The following is a 12,895-nucleotide window of genomic DNA, read 5'->3' as shown; positions in this document are numbered from 1 at the left end:
CTGACCGGGCGAAACCTTGAGTCAGAGGCTTTCACTTATTGAGGTAGCGCTTCGCGCGGGCGTAGCGACAACAGACCGATGGCGCTGTCGTGGTCGGGGGCGTGTTGCTGCAGGTTGTCGGCGAGCGCGGATTTGAGGTTCTTGCGCGGCAACGTCGCATTCGACTCCAGCCATTGCAGGATCGCCGCGGCCGGAACGCCATCGTCGCAAAGGCTTTGCGCGCTGCCTTCGCTGATGAGCGCGAAGCCGGTCAGGGCCTCAATCGGCCCACGCATCAACTTGAGGCGCGACGCGGCTTTCGGCTCGGTCAGCAAGGGCTTGGCAGCGGCAGGCTCGGCGGTTTCTGCGGCAAACAGGGTTTGCAGTTGTCCCGCAGCATCGACGCTCACCATCAAGCCGTCGCTCAAATGGCCGGCCATATAACGTCCACCCGAGTAAGCAACAAACGACAAACTGCAGGCCAGTTCGCTGCTATCGCAGCCGAGCTTGGTCGATTTGCGTCGAAATGCATCGAGGCAACGATTGACTAGGCGTTGGGCAGCTTTGGCGTTGTGCTTGTCCATGTTTTGCCAGAGGCTTTCGAAGTTCTTGCAGACAAAACCCAGCGCTGCGGTGACCGCAACCTGCGCGCCGATGGCGGAGTGAGCCCTGAAACTCGCGCCGTCGGCCGCGGCAATGCACGTCACGTCGTTGGATTCGCGGGCGGCGGCATAGGCCCGGCCAGGCGTGTCAGTCTGAAGCTGCGCGCGACCTGCAACAAATGCACAGGCGGTTTTGGTACTGAAGTTCATCGTGAGCTCGGACATGGTCGGATCGTTTCCAGCGCGGGGCAAAACAGCGCGCGTGCTTGCTGCCGTCTTGTATCAAAACAGGCGGGGCGCGAGGATACCCTATCAATTTTGCGGATCACAACCGCAGCACCGCGCTCAGGCACCAGGATCAAACCCATGCAGCCCACCCATCAAACCCCGAATACCGCGCTTATCCGCGAAACTTTCCCCGTCGGCCCGTTGCAATGCAACTGCACGATCATTGGCGACCCGATCAGCAAAAAAGCCATCGTGGTCGATCCGGGCGGCAATCACGAACTGATCCTCGCGCGCCTCGATGCCTTGGGTTTGCGGGTAGTGAGCATCATCCACACCCACGCGCACCTGGACCATTTTCTCGCCTCCGGGCAGTTGAAAGAGAAAACCGGCGCGACTCTGCACTTGCACAAGGAAGATCAATTCCTCTGGGACAACCTGGAAATGCAATGCCAGATGTTTCGCGTGCCTTACGTGCCGGTGCCGTCGCCGGATCGCTGGCTGGACGACGATGAGGAACTGGCGTGCGGTTGTGGCGTGGCGATTCACACGCCGGGGCATACGCCTGGGTCGATGAGCTTCTGGTTTTCCGAGGCGAAATTGTTGATTGCCGGGGACACGCTGTTTCGCCGCGGGGTAGGGCGCACGGATTTGTGGGGCGGCGATCAGGCGACTATCGTTCGTTCGATCAAGCAGCGTTTGTACACGCTGGACGAGGACGCGACCGTGGTGACCGGGCACGGACCGGACACGCGTCTGGGCGATGAAATGCGCGAGAACCCGTTTGTGCGGGCGTGACTGGCGGCAGGGAATTTTTGCCCGCGACGACGATCCAAAGCCCGCATAGGCCGATGCCTTGGTCCTGCATATCAGAATGCAAAAGTAGGAGCTCTTCATGTTCACCAAGCAGCGTTTGATTATTGTCGCAACTGCTGTGGCCCTGTTGTCCGGCTGCGCTTCACCTAATCCTTACGACAACCAGGGACAAGCCGATGGCGGCTCCCAAGGCGTGAGCAAAACCGCCAAATACGGTGGCCTCGGGGCTCTCGCGGGCGCATTGGCCGGCGCGGCGATCGACCATAACAACCGTGGCAAAGGCGCGCTGATTGGCGCTGCGGTGGTGGGTGCATCGGCTGCCGGTTACGGTTATTACGCCGACCAGCAAGAGAAAAAGCTGCGCGCGAGCATGGCCAATACCGGCGTTGAAGTGCAGCGCCAGGGTGATCAGATCAAGTTGATCATGCCGGGTAACATCACGTTCGCCACCGATTCGGCGAATATCGCGTCGAGCTTCTACCAGCCGCTGAATAATCTTGCCGGTTCGCTCAAAGAGTTCAGCCAGAACCAGATCGAAATCGTCGGCTACACCGACAGCACTGGCAGCCGTCAGCACAACATGGACCTGTCGCAGCGTCGCGCGCAGAGCGTAGCGACTTACCTGACCTCGCAAGGTGTCAGCGGCGCCAACCTCTCGGCGCGCGGCGCCGGCCCGGACAACCCGATTGCCAGCAACGGCGACGTCAACGGCCGCGCGCAAAACCGCCGCGTCGAAGTCAACCTGAAAGCCATCCCGGGCCAGCAATACGGCGCCGATCAGCAGCAAGGCACCGTGCAGCAATACCCGTAGCGTACCCATGGACGAACGCCATTCCTGTAGGAGCGAGGCTTGCCCGCGAAGGCATCGTGTCAGACGACAACAATATCGCCTGACACGGCCCCTTCGCGGGCAAGCCTCGCTCCTACAAGGTTGACGCGATTCCTGTGGGAGCAAGGCTTGCCCGCGATGAGGCCCGACAAGCCACCGCAAATATCCGATCAACCACAAAAAAGCCCTCGGACAATCACTTGTCCGAGGGCTTTTTGTATTGCGCGAAACCTGCTTACTTCTTCAGGCCGTAATGCTCATCGAGCATGCCCGGTGCGTTCGGGGCTTTTGGAGCGTAGTCGCGAGGCGGTTCCTGATTGCGCGGCGGCGTCAGGCGTTCCCGTGGCGCCACAGCAGCGTCGGCGTGCAGCGCAGCCAGCAAGCGTTGGCGAGTCTGCTCGTCCAGGGCCAGACGGTTAGCACCCTCGGCGAGATGATCCTGCACTTCCTGGTAGCTCGCAGTCAGTTTCTTGACCAGCGTGGCAGTGCTGTTGAAGTGGGTAACCACCTCGTTCTGATAACTGTCGAAACGTTCCTGAATATCATCCAGCTGACGTTGCGTGCGGTTAGGCGCGGCGTTCGGCACCAGACGAGCGATCAGGAATCCAATGGCGACACCCACAACCAGGGCAAGAGTCGGCAACAACCAAACTAAGAGCGAGTGTTCCACGAGTCCTTCCTCTATAAACGGCTTTGCTTTACGTTAACGGCTCGAACCTGCGCTGTATACCGCGATGTACTCGCAATAGATCGGCACAGACAATTTGCTAGACGAGTCGACCCGATTCGAGGTCACGGAGTTCCTTCCTTGCTTATGCGCGAAACCCCTGTAGTGATTGATGGCCCCGTCGGCCAACTGGAAGCCCTTTACCTGGGCGGCGACGAACCTCGCGGCATCGCGCTGATCTGCCATCCGAACCCGGTGCAGGGCGGCACCATGCTCAACAAAGTCGTTTCGACCTTGCAGCGCACCGCGCGCGACGCCGGTCTGATTACCTTGCGCTTCAATTACCGGGGCGTCGGCGCCAGTGCCGGCACGCACGACATGGGCACCGGCGAAGTCGACGATGCCCAGGCAGCGGCCGCGTGGCTGCGGGCCAAACACCCGGATCTGCCGCTGACGCTATTCGGGTTTTCCTTCGGTGGATTTGTTGCCGCAAGTCTCGGCGGACGCCTGGAAGCGCAGGGCGAACAGCTGAAACATCTGTTCATGGTCGCACCCGCAGTGATGCGCCTCGGTGATCAGGACCCACTGCCGGAACACGGCGCGCTGACCGTGATCCAGCCCGAAACCGACGAAGTCATCGATCCCCAAGCGGTCTACGACTGGTCAGAAAAACTCCAGCGCCCCCATGAGCTGTTGAAAGTGGCAGAATGCGGACACTTTTTTCATGGCAAGCTCACCGATCTCAAGGATCTGGTGCTGCCGCGTCTTTCGAATTGATTGCAGTCTGACAAGCGATTACCCATGACGACCCGTACCCGAATTCTCACCGGCATCACCACCACCGGCACGCCGCACCTGGGCAACTACGCCGGCGCCATTCGCCCGGCGATCCTCGCCAGCCGCGACAGCAATGCCGATTCGTTCTACTTCCTGGCCGACTACCACGCCCTGATCAAATGCGATGACCCGCTGCGCATCCAGCGCTCGCGTCTGGAAATCGCCGCGACTTGGCTGGCCGGTGGCCTAGATGTCGACCGCGTGACCTTCTACCGCCAGTCCGACATCCCGGAAATCCCCGAGCTGACCTGGCTGCTGACCTGCGTTGCGGCCAAGGGCCTGCTCAACCGCGCGCACGCCTACAAGGCCTCGGTGGACAAGAACGTCGAGACCGGCGAAGACCTCGACGCCGGCATCACCATGGGGTTGTACAGCTACCCGGTGCTGATGGCTGCCGACATTCTGATGTTCAACGCGCATAAAGTGCCGGTCGGTCGTGACCAGATCCAGCACGTGGAAATGGCCCGCGACATCGGCCAGCGCTTCAACCATCTGTTTGGTCAGGGCAAAGAATTCTTCACCATGCCAGAAGCGCTGATCGAAGAAAGCGTCGCCACGCTGCCGGGTCTTGACGGTCGCAAGATGTCGAAAAGCTACGACAACACCATTCCGTTGTTCAGCAGCGCCAAGGAAATGAAAGACGCGATTTCGCGGATCGTCACCGATTCGCGCGCGCCGGGCGAAGCCAAGGACCCGGACAATTCGCACCTGTTCACCTTGTTCCAGGCCTTCGCCACCCCGGCGCAGTCCGACGAATTCCGCAGCGAACTGTTGCAGGGCCTCGGTTGGGGCGAAGCGAAAAATCGTTTGTTCCAGCTGCTCGACAGCGAACTGGGCGAGTCCCGCGAGCGTTATCACCAGTTGATCGAACGCCCGGCAGACCTCGAAGACATGCTGCAGATCGGCGCCAAAAAGGCCCGTTCGGTGGCCACGCCGTTCCTGCAGGAATTGCGTGAAGCGGTCGGCCTGCGGTCTTTCGTGGCGCAGACCCAAGTCGCGGCGACCACCAAGAAGAAAGCTGCGAAAGCCGCGCGTTTTGTCAGTTTCCGCGAGGACGACGGCAGCTTCCGCTTCCGTTTGCTCGCCGCCGATGGCGAGCAATTGCTGCTGTCGCGCAACTTCGCCGACGGTAAAACCGCCGGTCAGGTGACCAAACAACTGCAAGCCGGCCAACCACTGGACGTGCGCAGCGAAGACTTGAGCTTCAGCGTCTGGCTGCAAGGCGAGTGTGTCGGCGACAGCCCGGAGTTTGCTGACAGCGCCGCACGCGACGTGGCCATCGAGGCCTTGCGCGTTGCACTGACACCGATTCAGGAATAAATCAGCGGCTCGACCCGACCAAGGGCCGATTGCCATTCCCCCGGGCCGTCGCTACAGTGACGGCCCGTTTTTGTTGCCTTGCTAACGAATTATGACGCCCCTAGAACGATATCAAGCTGATCTGAAACGCCCGGACTTCTTCCATGACGCCGCGCAGGAAACTGCTGTGCGTCACTTGCAGCGCCTGTACGACGATCTGGTCGCGGCCTCGAACGTCAAGCCGGGCCTGTTCGGCAAACTGTTTGGCAAGAAAGATCAGGCGCCGGTCAAGGGCCTGTACTTCTGGGGCGGCGTTGGCCGTGGCAAGACCTACCTGGTCGATACGTTCTTCGAAGCGCTGCCGTTCAAGGAAAAGGTGCGGACGCACTTCCACCGCTTCATGAAGCGCGTGCACGAAGAAATGAAAACCCTCGGCGGCGAGAAAAACCCGCTGACCATCATTGCCAAGCGTTTCTCCGACGAAGCGCGGGTGATCTGTTTCGATGAGTTCTTCGTGTCTGACATCACCGACGCGATGATCCTCGGCACCTTGATGGAAGAGTTGTTCAAGAACGGCGTGACCCTGGTCGCGACCTCGAACATTGTTCCCGACGGTTTGTACAAGGACGGCCTGCAACGCGCGCGCTTCCTGCCGGCGATTGCGCTGATCAAGCAGAACACCGACATCGTCAACGTCGACAGCGGCGTCGATTATCGTCTGCGCCACCTCGAGCAAGCGGAGCTGTTCCACTTCCCGCTCAACGAGGAATCCAACGAAAGCCTGCGCAAAAGCTTCCGCGCGCTGACGCCGGAATGCACCGCTGCCATCGAAAACGATGTACTGATCATCGAAAACCGCGAAATCCGTGCCTTGCGCACCTGCGATGACGTGGCGTGGTTCGACTTCCGCGAACTCTGCGACGGCCCGCGCAGCCAGAACGATTACATCGAACTCGGCAAGATCTTCCACGCCGTGCTGCTCAGCGGCGTCGAGCAGATGAGCGTCACCACCGACGACATCGCCCGGCGTTTCATCAACATGGTCGACGAGTTCTACGACCGTAACGTCAAGCTGATCATCTCGGCCGAAGTCGAACTCAAAGACCTCTACACCGGCGGTCGCCTGAACTTCGAATTCCAGCGCACGCTGAGCCGTCTGCTGGAAATGCAATCGCACGAATTCCTGTCGCGCGCGCACAAGCCGTAGGGCATCTTCGGAACATGAAAAAGGCCTGCACATGCAGGCCTTTTTTTATGTCGAAATTCCCGATTCACCACCACCCCCTGTAGGAGCGAGGCTTGCCCGCGAAAGCGCAGTGTCAGGCAAAAAAGTTTCGACTGACACACCGCCTTCGCGGGCAAGCCTCGCTCCTACATCGGCGAATGGGTTCGCTGGGAGATCTCACTCGTCTTTGAGGTAACGCGCCAAATCCCCCTGTCGCTGGCAACCGATCAGCAGCCACAACAAGATTCGTGCCTTGCGCGGGCAGAGAAATCCGGCCATTGCCGCGCCTTTGCGGATCAAGTCCATCTCGCCGCCGATAAAGCCATAAGAGCACTGCGCCGTAGACCCCGACCCCGTGCGGGTGGCGACGATCACCGGGATTTTCTGCGTAATGCCTTCGATCACCGCCGCCCATTGCCCGGAAACATGCCCGGCGCCGAAACCTGCGATTACCAACCCGTCGTAGCCCAGATCGACAATGTTCTCGAGTAACAGCGTGTCGGCGGACAGCGACGCTTCCAGCAGCGCGACTTTGGCGCAGCGTTGCGGCATCGGCAAAACCCGTCTCTGCGCGGGAGGGCGCAGATAGCGCACGGTGTTTTCGATGAGCAGGCCGACAGGACCGGACACCGGTGAGGCAAACGCCTGCAGCGCCAGCGAATCGATTTTACGCACCGCGTTGGCTGCGTGAATCTGCCCGTTCATCACCACCTGAACACCGCGATGACGACTGTTTTCAGCCAGTGCGACGCGGCAGGCATCCTGCAAGTTCGCCGGGCCATCCGCGCCGGCCTGGGCCGCTGAACGCATGGCGCCGGTCACGATCAACGGCTCGTTGTGGTTCCACAGGTAATCGAAGAACGTCGCGGTTTCTTCGAGCGTGTCGGTGCCTTGGGTGATGACCACACCCACCGCACCTTGGCTGATTTGCTCATTGGCCCAGTGCAACACGCTCAGCAGGAACTCGAAATCCAGTGAAGCGCTGGGCAGCAGGCCGAGGGTTTCCACGTTAATCCGGGCCAGCGTCGATAACTCTGGCAACGATTGCAGCAAGGTTTCACCGCTGACGGTCGGGATAACCCCTTCACCGGCATGGCTGGCTTGCATGCTTACGGTGCCGCCGAGCGCTGCGATGGCCAGTTTGGGCAGGTCCATGTGATACCTCGATTGCCTGTCAGGAGACGGGACTGTATCGGCAGTGTCTGCGAGATACAGCCCCAGGGCGACGCGCATCATTGAGCGATCAGCAATCCGATAAACGGAATGATCAGCAGTGTACTGATGGCCATCGACAACACATTGCCGATAAAACCGTGCATGTACGACGGCAGGCGTTTACTGATCGCGCAGGCGAGCGGAGGCGCGATCAATGCGCCGAGCAACGCGCTCATCACCATGACCTCCAGACTGCCGCCGTGGGTCAGAACCGCTGCCGGCACCACCGAGACCAATGGAACGTAGGTGGGATACCAGCCGAGCGCCATCCAGTGACGACGCCAGATCAGCACGCCGATCAGCGAGGTCAACGCCTGCGCCGCGAGCAATTGCGGGAGCAGACCTGTGCCATACACCGGACTGGTCGGGTTCAAGGTAAACGCCAGCAAGGCGCCCGCGATCAACCCGAGGCTGGCCCATTCATTGCCGAAAAATGGCGCTTCGGAAAAGTCTGCCAGCACCCGGCGCAGCGTCCACACAACGCCGTAGTCGGGTGTTTTCGCGACGACGGGCGAGGGCGCAGCAGTGGCTGGCTTTGCGCTCCAGTCCGACTTCACCAGCCCCGGCACGTAGCGACAGAGCAAAAAAGCGCCGACGCTGGCGACAGCCATGCCCATGACGTTGCCGATTACCACCGGCAGCCCCAGCGGATTGCACACGTAATTGACGATCAGCAAACACAACGGCGTGACAAACACCGCGCCCATGATTGCGCCGTTGATCGCGACCTTCCAACCGCCGCCGAATATCAGCACCATCGCTGCCGGCAACGACACAAACGCGGCAAATGTCGGTTGCCAACTGGTGGCCGTAACGGTCCAGCCCCACAGCAGGTTACTCAGCAGCAGTCCGAGCAACGAACTGGTGACCAGCCATGGCCATAAGCCGCTGCCGTAGCTGATCGCAAAGCCTTGCCAGGCTTTACCGGTGCGATTGGCCCAATAGGCGAGGTAGGCGCCTGCGAGCAATCCGATTGAAGCGAACTCATGTTTGTAGAAGGCGACCTCGCTGATGTCACCGATGATCCAGCGCAACCAGGCACTTGGCTCCGGCAGGCTCGTTACCATGTGACTGTAGTCCGGCCAATGCGCCGACCAGGTTGTGCGGTAAGTGAATGAAAGCCAGGTGATCAACAGGGCGGTACCGATCAACAACCAAATGATCGTTACGTCCAGCGGTGACCTGCCCGCCAGGCGGTTCTGCGCTTTTGTGTTTTCCATCAGTCATGGCCCCTTATCAGCGCGGCAGACAAGGGTGCTGGGTGTAACCGAGCATCGCGTCATACAGGTCGGCGCGACGATCGCGATGCAGATCGTTGAGGCTGTTCCAGATCGGCGCACTGCGCGAACTGGTGAGGTCGATGTCGGCAAACAGGATTTCCTGCCTGTCCGCCGACGCGACCTGGCCAATCGGCCAACCGTTGGTGCCGGCGATCAGCGAGCAACCGAGGTAACGCGCCCCGCGCTCTTCGCCAATCCGGCTCGCCGCCGCGATAAACACATTGTTGACGTGCGCCGCGGTCATCGTCAGATACGACGCCATGCACTTGCCGGCCTCATCGAACAGCGGCGGCGGGGTCCATACCCAATTGTTCAAGCTGCAAATAATGTCGGCGCCTTGCTGACTCAAAATACGCGGCACTTCCGGGAACCAGATGTCCCAGCAAATCAACAGACCGATCCGGCCAATCGGTGTGTCGAACACCGGGAAACCCGTGTTGCCCGGGGTGAACCAGAGTTTTTCCAGGTTCCACAAGTGCGCTTTGCGGTACTTGCCGATAAAGCCGTCAGGCCCGACCAGCACGCCAGTGTTGAACAGCTGCGCGCCGTCGCGTTCGGTCAAACCGGCGACCAGGTAAACGTTGTGCTGGCGGGCAAAATTCACCCAGCTCTGCACGGTCGGGCCAGCGGGTACGGCCTCTGAATGCGCAAACGCATCCTGCCGATTGTTGAAAAAGTAACCGGTGGTTGAAAGCTCCGGCAGCACGATCAGATTTGCGCCGTCATTGGCTGCTTGCAGCGCTAAATCCAGGGTGTTGCGCAGATTGGCTTCGCGGTTCTCTAGCCCGACTTGTGGATCGAATTGCACGACTGCTACACGAACAGGGCTGGTTGGCTCACTCATTCCCGATGACCTCTTTTTATTGTTGTTCACGCTGTTTGATTGGCGTGTTCATAAGAGTCGAATCGGCAAAAGCGTGTAAGTCAGCCACTTCCGTTTAACTTGTAGTACTTATCCTTAAGTACAAATTGTTCTGCGGGCAGGGCGTCAGGGGGATTAGCTCCTGACGACGTAATGCGGGTAGTCACTCAGCGCAAAACCACCGTTGAAGGTCGCGGCGGTCTTGCTGCAAATATGGATGACCGCATCCACGGCACCGCGAAAACACGGTTCGGTCCAGCCGGCATCCACCGAGAATGATTCACCGGAAAAATACAAACCCGACACGTGCCCGAAGTCGCGGTTGTACTTCATCAGGCTGACCGCATCGTAGTAGGTGCCGGGCCGGTACAACTTGGCACAACCCAGCGCGTTTTTATCGCTCATCCAGCGATGCACCACGGCTTGATCAAGGCCAATGTACGGCGAGATTTTTTCCTGGATATTGGCCGAGTTCATCAGGATGCGGTCCAGTTCATTGGCGCAGCGGGTGACCAGCTCCTTGTCGCTGAAGAGGGCGAGTTTGCTGGCGTCATCCTCCCAGGTGTAACTCAACAAAATGCAGTCGTAGCTGTAGTTGTCGTTGTAGCGGTAGGTGTAGACATCGTGGATGAAGCTGTCGGTGACGATGGCTTGTGGGATGTTGGTGTTCTTCGACAGGAATGATTTTTTTAACGGTGCAAAGACTTTGCAACTGGTCTCCCAGTGCGCGGTTTTATAGGCGTTGATGGTCGCGAAGGGCAGCATGTGCGGGGTGAAGTTTTCGAGCCGGATCCGGGTTTCGATCAGCCAGGAGGGCAGGGTCATGATCACCGAGTCGAAGTCATCGAACTGCTCCAGCGCGTGCTCGGGTTGGCTGTGTTTCCAGTCGTAGTAAACGCGGATTTTCTGGTTCGGCAGTTTTTGCAGTTTCGTCACGGAGGAGTCGGTGAGCAAGCCGTTGCCTCGTTCCGCGCAGTGTTCGTAGAAAGACTTCGTGGTTTCTTCGGTTCGCATGAACAACAGGCATTCGTTGAGCGCGGCGAGCCCGACGTAGCGCGGGCGCTCGAAGCTCAAGCCCCTGGAGTCGAAAACCGCTTCGTCGTGCAAACTTGGCGAATCCAGCGGCTCGCCCATCGCGTCCACACGGCCGAGGATCAATTGCAATCGGCTGCTGAACCCGAAAATGGCGGTGCGCAATGGATAGAGCGAGCAGACGTCGTAAAACGCTCCCCAACTGCCGTCGCCGATGCCGATGGCGTAGAAAATCGCCGACTCTTCTGGTGACATGCCCATTCCGCCGAAGTCTCCCGGCGCGTGCTCATCCCAGGCGAGCACGGCCGGCATGCGCACCAGATCGCGGAATGAAACCCTCTCGTATTTTTCGACGATGGCGGCCCACATCGCTTCCCATGCCTCGCCGGCGTAAGCGTCTGCGACGTGGCGGGTCATGCGATCGGCGAAGGCTTTCCACTTTGCATAGACCCTTTGCAGGTCTGCGCCGGGTGGCGGTGTCTGGCCATCAGCGTTCTTCCAGATCAGCATGTGTGGGCTTGGCCCGTCGCCCATGCTGCCTTCGCGCAGATAGATCCCGGTCGAGCTGACCCATTGGCTGCCGGGATTGGCGAAGTCTGCATGCGCGAGGTCGAAGGCTTTGGCGTAGTAAGCCATCAGCGAGCGGCCTTCCGTGGCTGCCTCGCCGGCGCGATTGAAGAAGGGCATACGCATCGCGCCCATTTCAAACGGTGTATGCGGTTTGCTCGATTTCGCGCTTCCGGCAACCGTCAGGTGGCGGCCGCCGATGCGTCGGGCTTGCTCGATCAAGGTGATGTCGGTGAAGCCGCATCGATACAGTTCGCGTGCCGCCGTGAGCCCAGTGACACCGGCACCGATGATGCAGATTTTGTGTTGCAGGTCAGTTGCCGTGGCGATGCCGTTTTCCTGTTCAACCAGTGCTCGATAGTCGAAGCACAAGTCAGGCGGATTGGGAAAACGCGCTTTCCACTTGTCTTTGGCCGAGCGCTTGGTTCGATGGCTGCCGAGTACGGATGACGGGTAGCTGTAGCCTGAGCCGATGGTCATTGTCGATCTTCCCTGATGATGTTGACTGGGAAGATCTTGAGGGATCGAGCGGGCGGCGGATATCAGCCAAGTGCCGCGCGTAGAGGGTCTGAATTCCGTTTGTTATGTGGGAAAAATACCTGTTCAGGCGCGCTGCAAAGCCACCCCTGTAGGAGCGAGGCTTGCCCGCGAAAGCGCAGTGTCAGGCAATAAAGTTTTGACTGACACACTGCCTTCGCGGGCAAGCCTCGCTCCTACATTTCTGGGGGCTGGTTGGCCTCAAGCCGCTTGCTGGAACTGCTGCCGGTACTGGTTCGGCGACAGCTCTGTGTGCTGGCGAAACAGGCGCGCGAAGAAGCTGGCGTCGTCGTAGCCCACTTCGTAGCTGATGGTTTTGATGCTTTTGCGGCTGCCGGACAGCAAGCCCTTGGCGGTTTCGATGCGCAGACGTTGCAGGTAGTGCAGCGGTTTGTCACCGGTGGCGGTCTGGAAGCGGCGCATGAAGTTGCGGATGCTCATGCCGTGTTCGCGCGCGACGTCTTCGAAGCGGAATTTGTCGGCGAAGTGTTCTTCGAGCCAGTGCTGGATCTGCAGGATGATCACGTCCTGATGCAGCTTCTGCCCGCCGAAGCCGATGCGGCCCGGCGCATAACTGCGCTGCACTTCGTAGAGAATGTCGCGGGCCACGGCTTGGGCGACGTTGGCGCCGCAGAAGCGTTCGATCAGGTAGATGTAGAGGTCGCACGCCGAGGTAGTGCCGCCGGCGCAAAACAGGTTGTCGGCGTCAGTCAGGTGCTTGTCCTGATTGAGCTGGACGCGCGGGAAGCGCTCGGCAAACGCGTTGAAGAAACGCCAGTAAGTGGTCGCTTCCTTGCCGTCGAGCAGCCCGGCCTCGGCGAGCCAGAACACCCCGGTGGCTTCGCCGCACAACACTGCGCCGCGTGCGTGTTGCTCGCGCAGCCACGGCAGCACTTGTGGATAACGTTTGCAGAGTGTGTCGA

Annotated in this window: 12 protein-coding genes; 5 read left to right on the top strand and 7 right to left on the bottom strand. The window is 59.8% G+C overall.

All coding sequences use genetic code 11. From position 1 onward, the window contains the following. Window positions 1-35 precede the first annotated feature (35 nt). Window positions 36-806 (bottom strand): protein phosphatase 2C domain-containing protein, encoded by a 771-nt coding sequence (locus tag BI292_RS00060; protein ID WP_101206473.1) that lies wholly within the window; start codon window positions 804-806, stop codon window positions 36-38. A gap of 141 nt (window positions 807-947) precedes the next feature. On the opposite strand from BI292_RS00060, the gene BI292_RS00055 reads away from it, so the two are divergent. Both BI292_RS00055 and BI292_RS00050 read left to right on the top strand, forming a co-directional pair. Next, window positions 948-1,604, top strand: a complete 657-nt coding sequence (locus tag BI292_RS00055; protein WP_101206472.1) for an MBL fold metallo-hydrolase — start codon at window positions 948-950, stop codon at window positions 1,602-1,604. Between the two features lie 97 nt (window positions 1,605-1,701). Then, window positions 1,702-2,433, top strand: coding sequence for an OmpA family protein (locus BI292_RS00050; RefSeq protein WP_092278151.1), 732 nt, complete (start codon window positions 1,702-1,704; stop codon window positions 2,431-2,433). 253 nt (window positions 2,434-2,686) lie between these two features. On the opposite strand, the gene BI292_RS00045 is transcribed toward BI292_RS00050, so the two are convergent. Next, window positions 2,687-3,121, bottom strand: a complete 435-nt coding sequence (locus BI292_RS00045) for a YhcB family protein (RefSeq protein ID WP_092278153.1) — start codon at window positions 3,119-3,121, stop codon at window positions 2,687-2,689. Between the two features lie 144 nt (window positions 3,122-3,265). Between BI292_RS00045 and BI292_RS00040 the strand changes: the two genes are divergently transcribed. The 3 genes from BI292_RS00040 to zapE all read left to right on the top strand — a co-directional run bounded on the left by BI292_RS00040 (window position 3,266) and on the right by zapE (window position 6,461). Then, a complete protein-coding gene (locus tag BI292_RS00040) occupies window positions 3,266-3,895 on the top strand; it encodes an alpha/beta hydrolase (RefSeq protein ID WP_101206471.1) in 630 nt (209 codons plus the stop codon). A 24-nt stretch (window positions 3,896-3,919) separates the two neighbouring features. After that, complete coding sequence (locus BI292_RS00035) at window positions 3,920-5,275, top strand: tryptophan--tRNA ligase (RefSeq protein WP_101206470.1); 1,356 nt, start codon at window positions 3,920-3,922, stop codon at window positions 5,273-5,275. 91 nt (window positions 5,276-5,366) lie between these two features. Continuing rightward, a complete protein-coding gene (gene zapE, locus BI292_RS00030) occupies window positions 5,367-6,461 on the top strand; it encodes a cell division protein ZapE (protein ID WP_092278159.1) in 1,095 nt (364 codons plus the stop codon). A 195-nt stretch (window positions 6,462-6,656) separates the two neighbouring features. On the opposite strand, the gene BI292_RS00025 is transcribed toward zapE, so the two are convergent. The 5 genes from BI292_RS00025 to BI292_RS00005 all read right to left on the bottom strand — a co-directional run. Beyond that, window positions 6,657-7,634 (bottom strand): asparaginase, encoded by a 978-nt coding sequence (locus BI292_RS00025; RefSeq protein ID WP_101206469.1) that lies wholly within the window; start codon window positions 7,632-7,634, stop codon window positions 6,657-6,659. Between the two features lie 77 nt (window positions 7,635-7,711). Beyond that, window positions 7,712-8,914 (bottom strand): hypothetical protein, encoded by a 1,203-nt coding sequence (locus BI292_RS00020; RefSeq protein WP_101206468.1) that lies wholly within the window; start codon window positions 8,912-8,914, stop codon window positions 7,712-7,714. 16 nt (window positions 8,915-8,930) lie between these two features. Further along, window positions 8,931-9,818, bottom strand: coding sequence for a nitrilase family protein (locus tag BI292_RS00015; protein ID WP_101206467.1), 888 nt, complete (start codon window positions 9,816-9,818; stop codon window positions 8,931-8,933). A 153-nt stretch (window positions 9,819-9,971) separates the two neighbouring features. Then, the gene (locus BI292_RS00010) at window positions 9,972-11,915 is read right to left on the bottom strand and encodes an FAD-dependent oxidoreductase (protein ID WP_101206466.1); all 1,944 of its coding nucleotides are present in this window, start codon (window positions 11,913-11,915) and stop codon (window positions 9,972-9,974) included. Between the two features lie 258 nt (window positions 11,916-12,173). Next, the coding region (locus BI292_RS00005; protein ID WP_101206465.1) for a GlxA family transcriptional regulator at window positions 12,174-12,895 on the bottom strand (722 nt) is incomplete at its 5' end.

The organism is Pseudomonas sp. 43NM1, from assembly GCF_002836905.1.
GTDB lineage: Bacteria > Pseudomonadota > Gammaproteobacteria > Pseudomonadales > Pseudomonadaceae > Aquipseudomonas > Aquipseudomonas prosekii.
This window is presented reverse-complemented; position numbering and strand designations above follow the sequence as displayed.

Coding starts and splice junctions, on each gene's coding strand:
- BI292_RS00015 (WP_101206467.1), bottom strand. CDS start 9,818: ATGAGTGAGCCAACCAGCCCTGTTCGTGTAGCAGTCGTGCAATTCGAT.
- BI292_RS00025 (WP_101206469.1), bottom strand. CDS start 7,634: ATGGACCTGCCCAAACTGGCCATCGCAGCGCTCGGCGGCACCGTAAGC.
- BI292_RS00035 (WP_101206470.1), top strand. CDS start 3,920: ATGACGACCCGTACCCGAATTCTCACCGGCATCACCACCACCGGCACG.
- zapE (WP_092278159.1), top strand. CDS start 5,367: ATGACGCCCCTAGAACGATATCAAGCTGATCTGAAACGCCCGGACTTC.
- BI292_RS00060 (WP_101206473.1), bottom strand. CDS start 806: ATGTCCGAGCTCACGATGAACTTCAGTACCAAAACCGCCTGTGCATTT.
- BI292_RS00050 (WP_092278151.1), top strand. CDS start 1,702: ATGTTCACCAAGCAGCGTTTGATTATTGTCGCAACTGCTGTGGCCCTG.
- BI292_RS00055 (WP_101206472.1), top strand. CDS start 948: ATGCAGCCCACCCATCAAACCCCGAATACCGCGCTTATCCGCGAAACT.
- BI292_RS00040 (WP_101206471.1), top strand. CDS start 3,266: ATGCGCGAAACCCCTGTAGTGATTGATGGCCCCGTCGGCCAACTGGAA.
- BI292_RS00020 (WP_101206468.1), bottom strand. CDS start 8,914: ATGGAAAACACAAAAGCGCAGAACCGCCTGGCGGGCAGGTCACCGCTG.
- BI292_RS00010 (WP_101206466.1), bottom strand. CDS start 11,915: ATGACCATCGGCTCAGGCTACAGCTACCCGTCATCCGTACTCGGCAGC.